Origin of the sequence: Agrobacterium larrymoorei (assembly GCF_037722385.1) — a bacterium.
GTDB lineage: Bacteria > Pseudomonadota > Alphaproteobacteria > Rhizobiales > Rhizobiaceae > Agrobacterium > Agrobacterium larrymoorei_C.
The window spans coordinates 93,211-111,638 of sequence record NZ_JBBKAQ010000003.1; the positions used below are offsets into that span (position 1 = coordinate 93,211).

An 18,428-nucleotide genomic window follows, 5' to 3' on the forward strand; every position below is an offset into this window, starting at 1 on the left:
TCCAGCAATTTTAAACCGGTATACCGGAACACGAGTCAGTTGACAACCGGCATACCGGTATGCAATTTACGTCGCATTGGGAAGGGAGGCTCCCCGAAAATGCAGAATATCAAGACCTGCGTCATTATAGGCGCCGGAATGGTGGCGAAGACCCACGTGCTCGCTTGTGCAGCAAGCCCCGAGAAAATTAGATTGAAGGGTATCGTCGACAGCGGTTCCGGGCGCGCCAAGGCGCTGGCCGAGGAAGCGTCGAAGCATGCAGGATATGACGTTACGGTCTATTCCTCGGTGGAAGCGGCGGCGCATGATAAGGATGTCGATTTCGCCATCATCGCCACGCCGCCGAACGCCCGCCTCGATATCGTCGAAGCTTTCGCCCGCGCCGGCAAAGATATTCTGATGGAAAAGCCGGTTGCTCGCAACACCGATGAGGCGGAGCATCTGGTTGCTCTCTGTCGGGACGCTGGCGTCACGCTCGGTATCATCTTTCAGCACCGCATGCGGGCTGCATCACAGAAGGCGCGTGCACTTGTTGATGGCGGAACGCTTGGAGAGCTCGGTCTCTGCGAGATTTCCGTGCCGTGGTGGCGTGCCCAGTCCTATTATGACGAGCCCGGTCGCGGCACTTTGGCGCGTGACGGTGGCGGCGTTCTGATTTCCCAGGCCATTCACACCATCGATCTTGCCCTCAGCCTCACAGGTCCTGTGTCGCGCGTTCAAGCTATGGCGGCAACGACTCGTTTCCATCGTATGGAAACCGAAGATTACGTTGCTGCGGGCCTTCGCTTTGCAAATGGCGCGGTCGGCTCGCTTGTCGCGAGCACGGCAAGTTTTCCAGGCTCGGCGGAATCGATCGTCCTGCACTTCGACAATGCCAGCCTCCGGATCGCTTCCGGTCTCCTGCATGTCGATTGGCGCGACGGACGCCAGGAGGTCTTTGGTGGGGCGGCTTCCGGCACCGGTGGCGGCGCCGATCCGATGGCTTTTACCCATGAATGGCACCAAGGCGTCTTCGAGGATTTCGCCGATAGCATAACCGCCCGACGTCCACCGGTTGTCACGGGCGAAGCGGCTCTTTTGTCTCACAGATTGATCGACGCGATCATTAACTCGGCCGAAACCGGCAAGGAAGTGGAACTGCAACAATGACTAAAGCAATTAAGTTCGTCGCTCTGGGCATAGAGCACCGCCACATTTTTGGCATGGCACAGAACCTGATGGATGCCGGTGCGGAGTTCGTCGGCTGGTGGACCGAAGGCGAGCCCGACGTGGTCGAAGGCTTCGTCAAGCGTTTTCCCGACGTGCCGCGCTCGGCCACCAAGGAAGCGCTTTTGTCTGATGAAAGCGTCGATCTCGTCGTCATTGCCGATATCCCATCCAAGCGCGCAGATCTTGCCGTCGCTTCGATGGAGGCCGGCAAGGATGTCATGACCGACAAGCCGGGCTGCACCACATTCGAACAGCTTGAGCGCATTCGCCAGACGGTGAAGAAGACCAACCGCATCTGGACCGTCGATTTCTCCGAGCGCTTCGAAGTGCCGAGCGTCACCAAGGCTGCGGAACTGGTCGCAGCCGGCGCCATCGGCCGCGTCGTGCAGACCATCGGCATGGGTCCGCATCGTCTGAACCGTCAGATCCGTCCGACGTGGTTCTTTGAGCGTGAAGCCTATGGCGGTATAATCACCGATATTGCCAGCCACCAGATCGACCAGTTCATGTTCTTCACCGGCTCGACCGAAGTGGAAGTCGTTTCCGCAACCGTTGCCAATTACGCCAACCCAGGCGATCCGGGTCTGCAGGATTTCGGCGAAGTGCTGCTGCGCGGCGACAAGGGCCACGGTTACATCCGCGTTGACTGGTATACGCCGGATGCGCTGCCGACCTGGGGTGATGGCCGCCTGACGATCCTTGGCACCGAGGGCTATATCGAGCTTCGCAAATATGTCGATGTCGGCAACAGCGAAGGCACCGACCGCTTGATCCTCGTCAATGGCGATCGCTGCGAATATATCGATGCCTCCGACGCCGGTCTCCCATATTTCGGACGCGTCTGCGACGACATTCGCAACCGCACCGAAACGGCGATGACGCAAGAACACGTCTTCAAGGTCTGCGACCTGTCGCTGCAGGCGCAGGCAAAAGCCGAAGGAGCAAAGGCATGATTGGCGTCGCCATTGTTGGCGCCGGTATCGGTGCCGAGCATTTGAAGGGCTATCTCGCACTTCCAGAGCGCTTTTCTGTGAAGGCGATTTGCGATCTCGACGTGGAACGTGCACGTGGTGTTGCGAATGGCACATCGATCCACGTCACGGCCGACCTGGATGAGGTTCTGGCGGATCCGAGCATCCAGCTCATCGATGTCTGCCTGCCGCCGCACTTGCATTTTTCAATCACGTTGAAGGCGCATGCCGCTGGCAAGGATGTGGTCTGCGAAAAGCCGCTCGTGCGTTCGCTGGAAGAGGCGAATGCTCTGCTCGAATCCGTCAAGACGACCGGCCGCAGCATCTTCCCTGTTTTCCAGTATCGCTTTGGTCCGGCCATGCGCCAGCTTCGTGCGCTGATCGATGCCGGACTTGCCGGCAAAGCCTATGTCGCTAGCTCAGAAGTGCACTGGAACCGTGGCAAAGGTTACTACGACATTCCCTGGCGCGGCACCTGGAAGGGTGAATGCGGTGGCGCGATCCTTGGCCATGCGATTCATGCGCATGATCTGATCTGCTACGTGCTTGGTCCGGTCGAGGAAGTTTTCACCATGGCCGATACCCGCGTCAACACGATCGAAACCGAAGACTGTGCGGCCTTGAGCTTCCGCATGAAAAACGGTGCGCTGGCGACAAGTTCGGTGACACTCGGTGCCGCCGAAGATACGTCGCGTCTACGCTTCTGCTTCGAAGGCTTTACCGCCGAAAGTGGTTCGCTGCCCTATCGTCCGGCGGAAGACAAATGGCGCTTCATCGCGCGTGCGCCGACGACGCAAGATCAGATCGATGCGGTTCTTGCCACGGTCGGCGAAGGCGAAAACGGTTTCACCGGTTTCGTTGAAGCCATCGCCGACGCCATGGAGGGGCGTGGCGGCAACGAAGTGACTGTCAATGACGGCTTGCAATCGATCGAGCTCGTCACGGCCATCTATCGTTCAGTGCGGGAAGGCAAGCCGGTCCGCTTGTCCGATGCCGCCGAGGGCGAATGGGCTAAAGGTTGGGCGCCTGCTGCCGCACCTGTCAAAGCATCGGCCTGAAAATCGGCATCGATTTTCAGAAAGCAAGATGCGTAAACTGGAAGAGTGAGACGCATCCTTCGTGCGTCTCAAAGGACGCAACAGCGCTCAAAAGCATAATCATCGAACGGGAGGAAACCAGATGATCAGTCAGTACAAAATCGCATTCGCGGCGTTGGCATTGGGAACAGCATCTTTTGCCGGTGGTGCGCAGGCTGCCCAGGAAGTGCGCTTCACCTGCGCCTATGACGGCAATGGCTGCGAAATCCTGAAGGACATTCTCGCGCGCTACGAAAAGCAGCATCCGGACGTGAAGATCGTCACCGACGTGGTGCCTTATAAGGCGCTGCTGGAAGGACTGCCCGTTCAGCTCGCAGGCGGCAGTGGTCCGGATTTCGCGACGGTGACCGATCTTGGTGGCCTTAACCGTTACTATCTCGATCTTACCCCCTACGTCGACGCAAAGAATTGGGAAGACAACTTCTCCAACGTTCTGAAATGGTACCGCAGCGGCCCGGACGACAAGGGCATCTACGGCATGCACACGCAGCTGACCATCACCGGCGCCTTCGTCAACCGTACGCTCTTCGATCAGGCCAATGTCGCCGTGCCCGGCAAGGACGCGACGATGGATGACTGGGCAAAGGCTGCAACCGCCGTTGCCAAGGCCACCAGCACGCCTTACCCGATGGCAATCGACCGCTCCGGCCACCGTATCGCCGGGCCGGCCATTTCCTATGGCGCCAAGATTTTCGATGCTGAAGGCAAGCCGATCCTGGTCGATGAAGGCTTCACGACCTTCGTGAAGAAGTTCGTCGAGTGGAACAAGGACGGCACCATGGCGCGTGACGTCTGGGCAGGCCAGGGCGGCAACACCTACCGCGACGCCGCGCAGGAGTTCATCAACGGCCAGCTCGCTTACTACTATTCCGGCAGCTGGCAGACGGCGCGTTTCGATAGCCAGGTGGGCGATGCCTTCGACTGGGAAGTAGTGCCTCAGCCTTGCGGTGGCGCTGCGTGCACAGGCATGCCTGGTGGTACCGGCATTGTTGGCTTCAAGCAGACCAAGAACCCAAAGATCGTTGCCGATATCCTGAACTTCCTTGCCGAAGACGAGAACTATCTCGACTTTACGGTTCGTACGCGCAACGTGCCTGCCAAGAAATCTGTTGCTGAAAAGGGCGTGACCTATACGGGTGCGACACCTGCCACACAGAAAGCGATGAACGCCTGGCTCGACCAGATCCCAGGCATCAGCCCGATTGCCTACGCATACCAAGGCTACAAGAACAACCGCGCCATGTTCAACATCTCTGTTCAGCGCATCACACAGGCCATCGTCGGTGAACTCACAGTCGACGAAGCGATGGCACGCGCCAAGACGGACGTTGAGGAAATGTTGAAGCAGGCGAAGTGATCCATCGCCTTCCGGCGCGGGCATCCCGCGCCGCGCCGGATCGAAGGAGGAGCCCCATGTATAAATTGATTGCGCCAGTGATGGGCATTGTCGAACTGCCGTTCGCCTTCCTGCAGAAGGTTCTCGGGCACCGACGTATTGCCTGGGTGTTTCTCACCCCCAACCTCATTCTCTTTGCCGTTTTCGCATTTTTGCCGATCCTGCTGAACGTTGCCTATTCGATGACCGGCACGGAGCAGATCATGCTTGCCGATCGCCCCTTCGTGGCTGGCGGGAATTTCTCGGCGCTGATGTCCTGCGGAAATTATCTCGATCCGAATTCCTGTCAGCAGGACCTCTTCTGGCGCTCTGTCTGGAACACGATGCTCTTCGTCGTGCTTCAAGTGGGCTTCATGGTCGGCTTCTCGCTGATCACCGCCATCATTCTCAATCGTGACATTCGTGCCCGTGGTTTCTTCCGCGCTGTCTTCTTCTTCCCGGTTCTCCTATCGCCCGTTGTCGTGGCACTGATCTGGAAGTGGATCTTGCAGCGCTTTGGCGTTCTGAATGCCGCGATGGAAGGCATGGGTCTGGGCTCGGTGGACTGGCTTCTGGAAGCAAATCTCGCCTTCGGCTGGTCTGTCTTCCTTTCGGTCTGGGCGCATATGGGCTTTTACACGCTGATCCTTCTTGCCGGTTTGCAGGCGATCCCGCGTGATGTCTATGAGGCCGCCGAACTCGACAAGGCGAATCCCTGGCGCATCTTCCGCCGCATCACCATGCCGCTTCTGGCGCCGACCATGCTTGTCGTTCTGGTCCTGTCGTTGATCAAGGGCGTTCAGACATTCGACGAAATCTTCGCCTTCACCGGCGGTGGTCCAGGCTCTGCGACGACCTTCATCATTCAATACATCTATCAGACCGGTTTTGCCGGCACACCCCGCAATTTCGGCCTCGCGGCCGCAGCCTCGCTGCTTCTCGCCGCCGTTCTCGTGGTGCTGACCGCCCTGCAATTCCGGGCAAACAGGAGCAAGGTCGATGGCTAGGATCGGTGCATTTCTGACCCGCACGCGTGGCCGCAACGGCAAGCTGCATTGGACCGACTGGCTGTCCTATGCCTATCTCGGCTTCGCAGTGATACTGATGTTCGGGCCGGTCGTCTGGCTTGTCCTGTCGTCCTTCAAGACCGAAGCCGATCTGCAGCGCTTTCCTCCGCGTTTCCTGCCTTATTCGCAGGAGACTGTCATGGTCGATGGGCAGCCGGCGCCGCTTCCCGCCTACACCACCAAGGACGGCCAGACGGTCGGCATGGTTCGCCGCATCGGTTTGGTCGCCCAGGTCATCGATCCGGCCAAGCCCACCGAAATACAGAAGGTACCGTTCAATGAGTTGAAGTCGGCGGAGCGCGTTTCGTTGGCGACGGAGAACTACACCGAGCTTTTCCAGCGCTTCAACTTTCCGCTCTACTTCTGGAATTCGGTCTTCATTACGGTGACGTCGACCGTGATCATGCTGATCGTCAACTCCATGGCGGCGTTCGCCCTGTCGAAATATCAATTCAAGGGCAGGGGTGCGGTTCTAGCCATGGTCGTCGGCACCTTGATGATCCCGCAGACGGTCGTGCTCGTGCCGCTCTTTCTCATCACCAGCCAGCTTGGCATGATCAACAGTCTCTGGGGCGTGATCATTCCCGGTGCCGCCACGCCGACCGGTGTGTTCCTGCTGCGGCAATACATGCTGACCATCCCCGACGAGATTCTCGACGCGGCACGGATGGATAAGGCCAGCGAATGGAAAATCTACTGGCGCATCATTCTGCCGCTATCCGCACCGGCATTGGCCGTGCTTGCGATCCTTGCGGTCATGTGGCGCTGGAACGACTTCCTCTGGCCGCTGATCGTGCTGACCCGCAATGACAATTTCACCCTGCAACTGGCACTGAATTCCTTCCAGGGAGAGATGTCGACGGAGTGGAGCAACCTGCTTGCCATGACCGTGCTGACGCTCGCGCCCATCGCGCTGGTGTTCATGTTCCTGCAAAAATACATCGCCACCGGTATCGCATCGACGGGCGGCAAATAATCCTTCGGGAGGAGACAAGACAATGGCAAGTATTGAGCTTCGTCAGGTCAAAAAGACATATGGCGCCCTCGATGTGATCAAGGGTATCGATCTCGATATCAAGCATGGCGAGTTCTGTGTGTTCGTCGGGCCGTCCGGCTGTGGAAAATCGACGCTTCTGCGCATGATTTCCGGCCTGGAAGCCTTGAGCGACGGCGATATCGTCATTGGCGGTGATGTCGTCAACACGGTGCCAGCCGCGGACCGCGGTCTTGCCATGGTGTTCCAGTCCTATGCGCTCTATCCGCATATGACGGTGCGCGAAAACCTCTCCTTCGGTCTTGAAAATATCGGCACGCCGAAGAAGGAGATCGCCGAGAAGATCGCCCAGGTCTCCAAGATGCTGCAGATCGACCAGCTTCTGGAGCGTAGACCGAAGGACCTGTCCGGCGGGCAGCGCCAGCGCGTCGCGATCGGCCGCGCCGTCGTGCGCGAGCCACGTGTCTTCCTTTTCGATGAGCCGCTTTCCAACCTCGATGCAGAGTTGCGCGTCGACATGCGCGGGGAAATCTCCGCCCTACACAAGCGGCTCGGCAACACCATGATCTACGTCACCCACGACCAGGTGGAGGCCATGACCATGGCTGACAAGATCGCGGTGCTACGCGCCGGCAAGCTGGAGCAATTCGGCGTCCCGCTCGATCTATATAATCGTCCTGCCAATCTCTTCGTCGCCGGTTTTATCGGCTCCCCGAAGATGAACTTCTTCGCTGGAGAGGTTATCTCCGGGCCGGCGCCGCTGCTGAAGATTGCGACAGGAGAACTCATTCCGCTGCCGCAGACTGGTTTTATGTATGCGCCCGGCCAAAAAGTGACGCTCGGCATTCGTCCGAACCATGTGAAGCATGGCAGCGAGGGACCGCTGACCATGTCGGTTCGCACGGCAGAACAGCTGGGGGGCGAATCCTATCTCTATGGTAACCTCGGCGATGGTACGCCAGTGACGCTGCATCTGTCCGGCCAGACGTCGACCGCCGCAGGCGAGGTGATCCGTATGTCCGCTCCGCTCGAGCACATTCATCTCTTCGACACGACGAGCGGCGTGACGCTCAAGCAGGACGTTTGACATGACCGAGAAAAAGCTCCGCTCCGCCCGCTGGTTTGCTCCCGATGATCTGCGCAGTTTCGGCCACCGTTCCCGCATGATGCAGCTTGGCTATTCCGAAGAGGATTTTGCCGGCAAGCCGGTAATCGGCATTCTCAATACGTGGTCGGAGCTGAACACCTGTCACTCGCATTTCCCCGAACGTGTAAAGGATGTGAAGCGCGGCGTGCTCCAGGCTGGCGGCTTTCCTGTCGAGATGCCATCGCTTTCAGTCGATGAAAGTTTCACCAAGCCGACATCCATGCTCTACCGCAACATGCTGGCGATGGAGACGGAAGAGATGATCCGCTCTCACCCGCTGGATGGTGTCGTGCTGATGGGCGGCTGCGACAAGACCACGCCCGGCCTCGTCATGGGTGCGATTTCCGCTGGCGTTCCGATGATTTACTTGCCCGCTGGCCCGATGCTCAGCGGCAACTATGCCGGCAAGACGCTTGGCTCCGGTTCTGACGCCTGGAAGTACTGGGACGAACGTCGCGCCGGCAACGTCACCGATGAGGAGTGGCGCGGCGTTCAGGGCGGCATTGCGCGCTCTGCTGGTGTCTGCATGACCATGGGCACGGCGTCTACCATGACGGCGATTACCGATGCACTCGGTTTGACGCTGCCCGGGGCCTCATCGATCCCTGCCGTCGATTCCGGTCACCAGCGTATGTCCGCCGCCTGCGGCCGTCGCATCGTTGAGATGGTGAATGAGGATCTGACACCGGACAAGATTTTGAGCGCGGCCGCCTTCCGCAATGCCGCGATCGTTGCCATGGCAACCGGCTGCTCCACCAATGCCGTCGTACATCTTATCGCCATGGCACGGCGCGCAGGCGTGCCGATGACGCTGGACGAACTGGATGCACTGGGCCGCGTCACCCCGCTGATTGCTAATGTCCGCCCGTCGGGCAAAGACTATCTGATGGAAGATTTCTATTATGCCGGCGGTCTGCGTGCTCTGATGAAGCAGATCGAAAGCCGTCTCGATTGTTCGGCTTTGACGGTGACTGGCCGCAGCATCGGTGAGAATCTGGAAGGCGCGAAAGTCTATAATGACGATGTCATTCGCTCTCTCGACAATCCGGTTTATGCCGAAGGCTCGCTTGCCGTCCTTCGCGGCAATCTTTGCCCGGATGGTGCCGTGATCAAGCCTGCGGCTAGCGATCCCAAGTTCCATGTTCATGAAGGCCCAGCGCTCGTCTTCGATAGCTATCCTGCGATGAAGGCAGCGATCGACGATGAAAATCTCGACGTCACTCCGGATCACGTTCTGGTGCTACGCAATGCCGGACCACTCGGCGGCCCGGGCTTCCCGGAATGGGGCATGTTGCCCATCCCCAAAGCCCTGATCAAGAAAGGCCACCGTGACATGGTGCGCATTTCCGACGCCCGTATGTCGGGCACATCCTACGGCGCTTGCGTGCTGCATGTGGCACCGGAAAGCTTCGTCGGTGGCCCGCTCGCGCTTTTGAAGACGGGCGATATCGTGCGCCTCGATCTGCCCGCACGTCGCCTTGACATGCTGGTGAGCGAAGAGGAACTCGCCAGCCGCCGCGCAGCCTGGCAGCCGCCAGCACCCCGGTACGAGCGCGGCTACGGCTATCTCTTCTCCAAGCATGTCACTCAAGCTGATCAAGGCTGTGACTTCGACTTCCTCCAGACGGACTTCGGCCAAAGCGCTGGCGAACCCGACATTTTCTAAGGGAGCACGCCAATGATGAAGCGTTTGCTGATCACAGGGGCGGGCGGCCAACTCGGTAGAATGTTGCGCGGACGCCTTGGCGAGGTTGCCGAAATCGTCCGCCTGTCTGATGTGGTGGAGATTGCCGCACCTGCCGGACCGCATGAGGAAGTGGTGCGCTGTGCGCTGGAGGATGCTGAGGCAGTCAACGATCTGGTCAAAGATTGCGATGGCATCGTTCATCTGGGCGGCATTTCCGTCGAGAAGGCGTACGATCCGATCGAGAACGCAAATCTACGTGGGGTCTATAATCTCTATGAGGCCGCGCGCGCCAACGGCAAGCCGCGCATCCTTTTCGCCTCCACCAACCACACTATCGGCTATTATCCCCAAGGCACGCAACTGACGCCGGATATGCCCTTCCTGCCCGATGGTCTGTACGGCGTGTCGAAGATTTTCGGCGAGGCGATGGCGAGCCTTTATCATTCCAAGTTCGGCCAGGAGACGGCGATTGTCCGGATCGGCTCCTGTACAGAAAAGCCGATGGACTGGCGCATGCTCTCCACTTGGCTCAGCCATGGTGATTTCGTCTCGCTGATCGAAGCCGTCTTCCGCGTGCCCCAACTTGGTTGCCCGGTCATATGGGGCGTGTCTGCCAATGACGACGCCTGGTGGGACAACTCCCATATCGATTTTCTTGGCTGGCAGCGCCGCGATAATGCAGCGCGCTATCGCGATGAAATCGAACGCACCGTACCGCGTCCCGATCCGGAAGCAGCCATCGCAAAGTATCAGGGCGGCGTCTTCATCGACGAACCCATTCACAAGGCGTGAAATGACTTTATCCGTCACGACAGGAGAACAAAATGAACAGCGAAACCCGCGAGAAGCTATCGACGATTTCCGTCGCGACACTGGCAACGGCGCTTTACAAGCGCGGCCTGCGCAACCAGGTCATTCAAGGTGTCCGCCCGCTGGGCTTCAAGGGCAAGAACATGGTGGGCCCGGCCTTTACCCTGCGCTACATGCCGGCCCGTGAAGACCGCAACCAGCTCGTCGAATTCCGCAACCCTGCCCATCCGCAGCGCGTGGCGATCGAGACCTGCCCTCCGGGCCACGTGCTGGTCATGGATAGCCGCAAGGACGCAAGTGCTGCCTCTGCCGGCGATATTCTCGTCACCCGTTTGATGGTGCGCGGCGGTGCCGGTATCGTCTCCGACGGCGGTTTCCGCGATGCGGCGACCATTGCCGAACTGGATATTCCCGCCTACCACACACGCCCGTCCAGCCCGACGAACCTCACCAAGCACGAGGCAATCGAGATCAACGGCCCGATCGGCTGCGGCGACGCGCCGGTCTTCCCGGGCGACATCATTGTCGGCGATGCGGATTGCGTGATCGTCATTCCCGCTGAGATTGCCGACGAAGTCGCGACAGAAGCTGTAGAAATGACGGCCTATGAGGACTTCGTCGTGGAACAGGTCAAGGCGGGTGAAACGATTATTGGCCTTTACCCTTGCACGAAGGATGAGCATCAAACGGCCTTCGCCGCCTGGCGCAAGGCGAATGGTCGCTGACACCCAGCGATCTCTCTTTAGATTAATAGCGTCAACGAAAATGGCCGGGTTCGTCCCGGCCATTGGCTTATCAGCTAAAGTCTGTCGATGATCTTTTGATCAGTCGTAGAAGGAATCCACGAACTTGTGGCGACCGAGCAGGAACGCGTCTGCAACATGGGTCAGCGGTGCGAGATCGACGTCGGACGTCCTCGCCTTGATGATCTCTGCAAAGCGCTCGTAAAGGGCAGGGTACTCGCGTTCGGGTTCTGCGAACTTGAGCTCGCCATTGATAGAAAGCTTCGCGCCGCCTTCGGACAGAACCATCTGGCCGGCTTCCGTTTCGGCAACGATATCCCAACTCTGCTTGCCCGTCTGGCGCCAGTCGAATTCCGCATGCACCGGCATCTTCGTCACGTCGGAGAAGTGAATGTCCGCTGCAATTGGTGCGTCGCGGTTCTCAGGGAATTCCAGCGTTGCCTTGGTGATGAAGAGCGCGCGCGGCAGGATATGGGTGATGATGGAGAGCGCGTTGATGCCAGGGTCGAAGACGCCAAGACCGCCAGCCTGCCAGATCCATTCCTGGTTCGGATGCCAGTGGCGCACGTCTTCCTTCCAGATGACGTGGACGCTGTTGATCTTGGTGGAGGCCAGGAAGCTTTTTGCTGCTTCGACCGCAGGTGCGTAGCGCGAGTGCCAGCTTGCAAAGAGGGACAGTCCCTTCGAGTCCGCTAGCCGAACCAGATCCTGTACTTCCGACAAGGTCGCGCCCGGCGGCTTTTCAAGGAAGATATGCTTTCCGGCATTGAGCGCCGTATAGGCAGCCTCGTAGCGGTACTGCGGTGGCATGCAGAGCGACACGGCGGTGACGTCAGGCACGGCAGCGATCAGCTCTTCGATCGTGCGGTGAGACGGCACGCCTTCGACCGTACCGTGACGACTTGCCGTGGCGATGAGGTCGAAATCCGCATTGGCGGCGATGGCTGGAAGATGCTGGTCGCGAACGATTTTGCCGACGCCGACGATGGCAAGCTTGATGGCTGACATGCTTTAAGACCCGTGTGATGCTTTAAAAATAATACTTTATGCCTTGTATCAGAAACGGGCGACCGGGCAAGCTGTTGCTCGGCGTTATCGCCTCTAAATCAGCTTGCCGAGGCAACCAGCAGCGGCTTGCTGGCCGGCTTTTTGTAGACGAGGTGGACGACCTTATAACCTTCTGCTTTCAACTGGGTCAGGAGAGCGGGCAGCATGGTGGCTGTGCGTTTGTGAATGTCATGCATCAAAATGATGCCGCTGCCACGGTGGCGAAGGGCGGCGATGGTGCGCGACGCGACCAGGGCAGGCGTATCGGAGAAATAGTCCTTTGAATCGACCTGGACGTCCATGATGACCAGACCACGCTCGGACACCATGTGACGCAGGTTGCTGTTATCCGACAGGTAGGGGAAGCGGAAGAACATGGCGTCGGTTTCCGTCGCCTTCGCGACAGCCTTTTCACCCTTTGCCACTTCCGCCAGCGCCCGGTCGAAGGCCAGATTGCGCAGGTTCGGATGGCTGAAGGTATGGCTGCCGATCGTGTGGCCTTCGGCAACGACCTTTTTGGCGATGTCGGGATAATGTTGCGCCATCTGGCCCACCATCAGGAAGGTGGCTTTCACGCCGAACTCGTTCAGCGTCGCAAGAATACGCTCCGTCTTGCCCGGCACCGGGCCGTCATCGAAGCTCAATACGACTTCCTTGTTGGCAAGCGCGATATCTTTCAGTGACGATACCTCGATATCGCGACCGGCAAGGCCCATCGGGTTGCGCGGACGCATCCATGCGGCTGGCGAGAGTGCGATCGGATCATGTGCGCCTGCGGCCGGCTTATCCGGCATTGTGGCGGCGAAAGAGCTTTTCAGCGATCCTTCCGCCTGCGGCTTGCCCGCGCAGCTGGAAAGGCACAGCGCAAGGGCTGCGGACACGAAGAGTGAAGAGAGGCGCATGAAAAGCTCGGCAAATCGGGGGTGACGTTGTTGCCGAGCTTTCTCTGATTATGGTTAACGGCGCGTTACTTTTCTGCCTGGAAAGTAACGTCGCATTTATCCAGCCATCGCGTCTTCATATTCACTGGACAACAACAGCCACTGTTCTTCCGCGGCGGATAGTTTTGCAGCCGCTTCACCGCGCTGTTTTACCTTTTCTGCCGCCTTGGCAGGGGCTTTTTCATAAAGCGTCGGATCGGCAAGTTCAGTGTCGAGTGCCTGAATCTGTTTCTCAAGCTTTGCCGTCAAGGATTCGATTTCGTTGATCTTTTTCTTCAGCGGCGCAAGCTGGGCGCGCTTTTCGGCATTGGCTTTTCGCTGATCCGCCTTGGATGCCTGGTCGTTGGCAGTGTCGACTTTCTCATCCTTCTTCTTTCCGGATGTGATGACGATGTCGCGATACTCTTCCATATCGCCTTCGAAGCTCGTCACCGTTCCGTTGTTGACCAGCCAGAGACGGTCCACGGTGGCTTCGATGAGATGCCTGTCGTGCGAAATCAGGATGACAGCACCATCGTAACCGTTCAGTGCTTCGATGAGCGCGCGGCGGCTATCGATGTCGAGATGGTTGGTCGGCTCGTCGAGGATTAAAAGGTTCGGTGCGTGGAAGGCAGCAAGACCCATCAACAGGCGTGCCTTTTCGCCACCCGACAAATCCTTTGCAGCGGTCGACATTTTTTCGGTCGCAAGCCCCATCTGCGCCACGCGTGAACGCACCTGCGCTTCCGCAGCCTGCGGCATCAGCTTGCGCACATGCTCCACCGGCGTTTCGTTGGGCACCAGATCATCCAGCTGGTGCTGAGCGAAGAAGCCGATCTTGAGCCCCGGCGCGACGCGCAGATCGCCCGCCTGTGCAGGCAGACGCCCGGAGATGAACTTTGCGAAGGTGGACTTGCCGTTGCCGTTGGAGCCGAGCAGGGCGATGCGGTCGTCATTGTCGATACGCAAGTTCAGACCCTTGAGGATCGGCTTGCCCGTTTCGTAACCGACGACACCGCTCTGGATCGCGACAATCGGGGAGGCGGGCTGCTTTTCCGGCTCTGGAAAAGTGATCGGCTGGACGTGATCTTCGATGACGGCGGCAACCGTGCCCATGCGCTCCAGCGCTTTGATACGGCTTTGCGCCTGCTTGGCCTTGGACGCCTTGTAGCGGAAGCGATCGATGTAGCTTTGCAAGTGTTTGCGCGCGGCATCGCTCTTGGCCTTCGCCTTCATTTGCAACTCGTCGGCTTCCGCCTTCTGCCGCTCGAAGGAATCATAGCCGCCGCGATAGAAGGTCAGCTTCCTCTGATCCAGATGGATGATCGAGTTGACCGCGTTGTTCAAAAGATCACGGTCGTGGCTAATGATGATCACGGTGTGCGGATAGCGGCGAATATAATCTTCAAGCCACAGCGTACCTTCAAGATCGAGATAGTTGGTCGGCTCGTCGAGCAGCAGAAGATCCGGCTCGGCGAAGAGAACCGAGGCGAGCGCCACGCGCATGCGCCACCCGCCGGAAAAGGAAGAGGCGGGACGCAGCTGCGCCTCCTGATCGAAACCGAGACCAGCGAGAATGGCCGAAGCGCGGGCTTCTGCCGAATGCGCGTCGATATCGACAAGCCGCATCTGGATTTCGGCAATCCGGTTCGGATCAGCTGCAGTTTCCGCCTCCTGCAACAGCGCTGCCCGTTCCTTGTCGGCGGCCAGCACGATGGAGATCAGCGAATCTTCCGTACCCGGTGCTTCCTGCGCCACCTGACCGATGCGCGCATGCTTTGGAATGGTGACGCTGCCGCTTTCAGAGCCGAGATCGCCGGTGATGACGCGAAACAGTGTCGATTTTCCCGCACCGTTGCGCCCCACGAGACCCGCTTTCACGCCATCCGGCAGTGAGACGCTGGCATTGTCGAGAAGCAGGCGGCCTGCGATACGGGCGGAAAGGTCGGTAATCGTAATCATGCCAGCCTTTTGGCGGAGTTTCCCGGCGCTTGCAAGATGGGGAAGGCGGCAAGCCCCGCGCCATCATGGCCTTCTAGACAAAGCCCGTTGCCACGCCGTCACGAAGAACCCATTCATGCGCCGAATTCTCCAGCCCATCTTGAACCTTCTCAGGCTCGTTCTCTCTCAGGCGATCGTGCTGTGTGGTTTCGTTCTTGTGCAGCGCATGGGCTGGCGGCTGCCATTTGGCCTGTTCGAAATCCTGCTGATACAGGGCGTGCTGTCAGCGCTGATCGGACGGCTCCTCGGCCTTTGGTGGTTCTGGGTCCCGGTGCAAATCCTTCTTCCCTTCGCCGTTATCTACGATGACGTCGTTCCGGCCTGGGCCTATGGTCTTGCCTTCATCGCCTGCGTCCTGATCTTCTGGAACGGTGCCAAGGAGCAGGTGCCATTCTATATGACCAACCGACAGACCTGGAAGGCGATCGGCGATCTTGTAGCGAGAGAAAAGGCGCGGTCCGTGGCCGATCTCGGAAGCGGTACGGGCGGCATCGTTACGTTTCTGGCGAAGGCTCACCCAAATGTTCGGGTCGATGGCTATGAGACAGCGCCGCTGCTAACGCTGGTCTCCAAGCTCCTAGTGGCGATCTCTCGTCGTCCGAACGCGGCAATTCGCTACAAAAGCCTCTGGGATGCGGATCTCTCCCAATATGATGTGGTCTACTGTTTCCTGTCGCCGGTGCCGATGCCTGAGATTTACCAGAAGGCGAAAGCTGAGATGCGCAAAGGCACCTGGCTGGTGTCGAACAGCTTTGCGGTGCCGGGTGTCACGCCGCTTGAGATACTGCAGGTGGACGACGCCCGCCATACGAAGCTGTTTCTCTATCGCTTCTAACCTCGGCTCAACGCCGGTCGTCTCACTTCAAACTTTGTGATGGCAGATATGAAGACTGGTGGTTTGATTTTCGCCGCATCAGCCTGTTCAATGGTGTTGGAAAAACAGGAGTGACCATGTCGATTACGCTTTACACGCTCTGCGGCCGTGACATCAGCCGTCCGTTCTCGCCACATTGCTGGAAAACGGTTCTGTCGCTCGCGCATAAGGGGCTGGATTTCGAAGAGCGACCGCTCGCCTTTACTGCTATCCCCGGCATTGAAAACGGCTTCTCGAAAACCGTGCCTGTCCTGCGCGATGGCGACAGGCTGGTAAAGGACAGCTTCGACATCGCGGTCTATCTCGATGAGGCTTATCCCGATCAGCCATCACTCTTCAACGGGGAGGGCGGCAGAGCGCTTTCTCGTTTCGTCGAAAGTTGGTCGCAAACGCAACTCCATCCGGCGATCATTCGGATCGCGCTTCTCGATATTCACGACATGCTGGATGATCAGGATCAGGCTTACTTCCGCGAAAGCCGCACAAAAGCGCTGGGTGCCGCGTTGGAAGAGGTGATTGCCGAACGCGATGAAGCAATTGCTGCGTTCCCCGCTCGCCTTGAACCCATTCGCAAGATGCTGAGCCGTCAACCTTTCCTCGGTGGGGAAAGCCCACTCTTTGCCGACTACATCGTCTTTGGCGCGCTACAGTGGTCGAGGGTGGCAAGCGGCGTCGATCTATTCGCTGCCAAGGATCCGGTTCGCGACTGGTTCGAGCGCTGCCTCGATTTGCATGGTGCAAAGGGGCGCAGTGTGACAGCGGCGTGAAATGTCACGCGGCGCGTGTCAATTGCGCAGAGCCCCCTTGTTTTCGGGCGGTTGGGCGGGTAAACACCGCCCACTTTCTTTCTATGACAAGGAACCGCAATAATGGCGATTGAACGCACATTCTCGATGATCAAGCCGGACGCAACCAAGCGTAACCTCACTGGCGCCATCACCAAGGTTTTTGAAGAAAACGGCCTGCGCGTCATCGCATCCAAGCGCGTCTGGATGAGCAAGCGTGAAGCAGAAGGCTTCTACGCCGTTCACAAGGAACGTCCTTTCTTCGGCGAACTGGTTGAAGGCATGACCTCCGGCCCGACGATCGTTCAGGTTCTGGAAGGCGAAAACGCCATCCTCAAGAACCGCGAAATCATGGGCGCAACCAACCCTGCACAGGCTGCCGAAGGCACCATCCGCAAGACGTTTGCTCTCTCCATCGGCGAGAACTCGGTCCACGGTTCGGATGCTCCGGAAACCGCTGCTCAGGAAATTGCTTACTGGTTCGCTGAAACCGAAATCGTCGGCTGATTTGTCGGCTGCGAAGCCGAGTGCATTAGGAAGCGGGGTCGGAAACGGCCCCGTTTTTGTTTTGTCCTTTCGCGGTCAGTGAGAAATCCCCATCTCACGATGCCGGGCAGTTTTGAACCGGCCGCATGTCCGTTGTGCCATCATTGCGAAACACCTCCGGGTTTGGGGTGTAGAGGGGACCGACCACCAGCGGCTTTGCCGGAAGCAGCGACTGATCCGTGCTGGATGTCACACTGGTTTCAAGTGTCTGCATCACATGCCCATCGGGCGCTCTCAAGCGGATCGTCACCTTGTAGGGCCTGCCCTGCCGGACGCATTCCACCGGTGGACTCTGAAGAACAATCTTTGAATTTTTGGGAAAAAGACGTTCGGAAACTGTCAGTGCTTCGCCACCGCGTGGATTCTCGAACGCCGCCTCTATCGTGCTTCCATCTTCTATCGGCACCTGTGTCTGAAGCGTGATGAGATAGGTTGCCACCGCGACGCGGTAGTTGAAGACGAACATACGCCCGGAAATTTTTGCTACATTCCTTTGCTCTTCACGCTGACATCCCGCAAGCGCAAGGAGAATGAGGGGTAAGGAAAGCCATCTCATTCCGCGGTCTCCTTCTTGCGCTTATAGTGGCGGCTCGCTTTGTGCCGGTTGCCGCAGACCGCCATGTCGCACCAGATCCGGCTGCGGTTCTTGCTACGGTCGAGAAACAGCCAGCCGCAGTTGTTGCAGATGCGCAGGCGACTGCGATCGGAGCCGTGAATCAATTGCAGCACGGAATGGGCCGTTGCCGCGGCCAGTTCGTCCGCTTTCGCTTTCCTCAGCGCCGTGGCGCAGGCACCGAGAAGATCGGCAAGCAGCGCATTGTCTTCCACCCCGGTCGAAATCGCAGTGCGAAAGTAGCGATCTGTCGCCTCCCGCAGATCGATCAGCACATCCTCCGACCCCGCCGTCGGCGGCAGTAGGGCAGTCGGCATGCCGTCTCTTTCAGCATACATCGCAACGGCCGCCTCGCAAAAGCTTTCGATCTGCTCGCTGCTGGCGAAACGGTCGATAGAGCGGTCGGCATCACCGCGTAGGATTACGGTGTTGGCGACATCCAGCGCGAGCGCTCCGCCAGAAAATCGATGCGGTGTCCAGATAAAAGCCATGACATAATTATAACTGGTAAAATCTATTTTGCCAGTTATATTAGTGGTGGG

The 18,428-nt window shown here is 58.6% G+C and carries 18 protein-coding genes; 13 read left to right on the top strand and 5 right to left on the bottom strand.

Annotation, left to right across the window (positions count from 1 at the left end):
- The first annotated feature begins 99 nt into the window (after positions 1 to 99).
- The 10 genes from WKI41_RS05515 to WKI41_RS05560 all read left to right on the top strand — a co-directional run bounded on the left by WKI41_RS05515 (position 100) and on the right by WKI41_RS05560 (position 11,082).
- Positions 100 to 1,149, top strand: a complete 1,050-nt coding sequence (locus tag WKI41_RS05515) for a Gfo/Idh/MocA family protein (RefSeq protein WP_113225411.1) — start codon at positions 100 to 102, stop codon at positions 1,147 to 1,149.
- Complete coding sequence (locus WKI41_RS05520) at positions 1,146 to 2,162, top strand: Gfo/Idh/MocA family protein (RefSeq protein WP_340192506.1); 1,017 nt, start codon at positions 1,146 to 1,148, stop codon at positions 2,160 to 2,162. The genes WKI41_RS05515 and WKI41_RS05520 overlap by 4 nt, the downstream gene beginning before the upstream one ends.
- The gene (locus WKI41_RS05525) at positions 2,159 to 3,238 is read left to right on the top strand and encodes a Gfo/Idh/MocA family protein (RefSeq protein ID WP_340192507.1); all 1,080 of its coding nucleotides are present in this window, start codon (positions 2,159 to 2,161) and stop codon (positions 3,236 to 3,238) included. Before WKI41_RS05520 ends, WKI41_RS05525 begins: the two co-directional genes overlap by 4 nt.
- Before the next feature lie 121 nt (positions 3,239 to 3,359).
- The gene (locus WKI41_RS05530; protein WP_340192508.1) at positions 3,360 to 4,634 is read left to right on the top strand and encodes an ABC transporter substrate-binding protein; all 1,275 of its coding nucleotides are present in this window, start codon (positions 3,360 to 3,362) and stop codon (positions 4,632 to 4,634) included.
- A gap of 56 nt (positions 4,635 to 4,690) precedes the next feature.
- The gene (locus tag WKI41_RS05535) at positions 4,691 to 5,659 is read left to right on the top strand and encodes a carbohydrate ABC transporter permease (RefSeq protein WP_340192509.1); all 969 of its coding nucleotides are present in this window, start codon (positions 4,691 to 4,693) and stop codon (positions 5,657 to 5,659) included.
- Complete coding sequence (locus WKI41_RS05540; protein ID WP_340192510.1) at positions 5,652 to 6,695, top strand: carbohydrate ABC transporter permease; 1,044 nt, start codon at positions 5,652 to 5,654, stop codon at positions 6,693 to 6,695. The genes WKI41_RS05535 and WKI41_RS05540 overlap by 8 nt, the downstream gene beginning before the upstream one ends.
- Positions 6,696 to 6,717: 22 nt before the next feature.
- Complete coding sequence (locus tag WKI41_RS05545) at positions 6,718 to 7,800, top strand: sn-glycerol-3-phosphate ABC transporter ATP-binding protein UgpC (RefSeq protein WP_340192511.1); 1,083 nt, start codon at positions 6,718 to 6,720, stop codon at positions 7,798 to 7,800.
- A 1-nt stretch (position 7,801) separates the two neighbouring features.
- Positions 7,802 to 9,526 (top strand): L-arabinonate dehydratase, encoded by a 1,725-nt coding sequence (gene araD / locus WKI41_RS05550; protein ID WP_340192512.1) that lies wholly within the window; start codon positions 7,802 to 7,804, stop codon positions 9,524 to 9,526.
- A gap of 12 nt (positions 9,527 to 9,538) precedes the next feature.
- The gene (locus tag WKI41_RS05555; RefSeq protein ID WP_340192513.1) at positions 9,539 to 10,339 is read left to right on the top strand and encodes an NAD-dependent epimerase/dehydratase family protein; all 801 of its coding nucleotides are present in this window, start codon (positions 9,539 to 9,541) and stop codon (positions 10,337 to 10,339) included.
- Positions 10,340 to 10,371: 32 nt separating this feature from the next.
- Positions 10,372 to 11,082 carry a ribonuclease activity regulator RraA gene (locus WKI41_RS05560; RefSeq protein WP_340192514.1) on the top strand — a complete coding sequence of 237 codons (711 nt, stop codon included), beginning with the start codon at positions 10,372 to 10,374 and terminating at the stop codon, positions 11,080 to 11,082.
- Positions 11,083 to 11,181: 99 nt separating this feature from the next.
- On the opposite strand, the gene WKI41_RS05565 is transcribed toward WKI41_RS05560, so the two are convergent.
- The 3 genes from WKI41_RS05565 to WKI41_RS05575 all read right to left on the bottom strand — a co-directional run bounded on the left by WKI41_RS05565 (position 11,182) and on the right by WKI41_RS05575 (position 15,029).
- Complete coding sequence (locus WKI41_RS05565) at positions 11,182 to 12,108, bottom strand: Gfo/Idh/MocA family protein (RefSeq protein WP_340192515.1); 927 nt, start codon at positions 12,106 to 12,108, stop codon at positions 11,182 to 11,184.
- 98 nt (positions 12,109 to 12,206) lie between these two features.
- Positions 12,207 to 13,049: a polysaccharide deacetylase family protein gene (locus WKI41_RS05570; RefSeq protein ID WP_340192516.1), complete on the bottom strand. Its 843-nt coding sequence runs from the start codon at positions 13,047 to 13,049 to the stop codon at positions 12,207 to 12,209.
- 96 nt (positions 13,050 to 13,145) lie between these two features.
- Positions 13,146 to 15,029 carry an ABC-F family ATP-binding cassette domain-containing protein gene (locus WKI41_RS05575; protein WP_340192517.1) on the bottom strand — a complete coding sequence of 628 codons (1,884 nt, stop codon included), beginning with the start codon at positions 15,027 to 15,029 and terminating at the stop codon, positions 13,146 to 13,148.
- A 115-nt stretch (positions 15,030 to 15,144) separates the two neighbouring features.
- On the opposite strand from WKI41_RS05575, the gene WKI41_RS05580 reads away from it, so the two are divergent.
- From WKI41_RS05580 to ndk, 3 genes are all read left to right on the top strand, one after another.
- Positions 15,145 to 15,903, top strand: coding sequence for a class I SAM-dependent methyltransferase (locus tag WKI41_RS05580; protein ID WP_340192518.1), 759 nt, complete (start codon positions 15,145 to 15,147; stop codon positions 15,901 to 15,903).
- Between the two features lie 116 nt (positions 15,904 to 16,019).
- On the top strand, positions 16,020 to 16,709 hold the full coding sequence (locus WKI41_RS05585; protein ID WP_340192519.1) for a glutathione S-transferase family protein: 690 nt from the start codon (positions 16,020 to 16,022) through the stop codon (positions 16,707 to 16,709).
- Between the two features lie 102 nt (positions 16,710 to 16,811).
- Positions 16,812 to 17,234, top strand: coding sequence for a nucleoside-diphosphate kinase (gene ndk, locus WKI41_RS05590; RefSeq protein ID WP_062425595.1), 423 nt, complete (start codon positions 16,812 to 16,814; stop codon positions 17,232 to 17,234).
- A gap of 94 nt (positions 17,235 to 17,328) precedes the next feature.
- On the opposite strand, the gene WKI41_RS05595 is transcribed toward ndk, so the two are convergent.
- Together WKI41_RS05595 and WKI41_RS05600 are read right to left on the bottom strand one after the other, a co-directional pair.
- Positions 17,329 to 17,829: a hypothetical protein gene (locus WKI41_RS05595; RefSeq protein ID WP_340192520.1), complete on the bottom strand. Its 501-nt coding sequence runs from the start codon at positions 17,827 to 17,829 to the stop codon at positions 17,329 to 17,331.
- Positions 17,826 to 18,377, bottom strand: a complete 552-nt coding sequence (locus tag WKI41_RS05600; protein WP_340192521.1) for a CGNR zinc finger domain-containing protein — start codon at positions 18,375 to 18,377, stop codon at positions 17,826 to 17,828. The genes WKI41_RS05595 and WKI41_RS05600 overlap by 4 nt, the downstream gene beginning before the upstream one ends.
- Between the last annotated feature and the right edge of the window lie 51 nt (positions 18,378 to 18,428).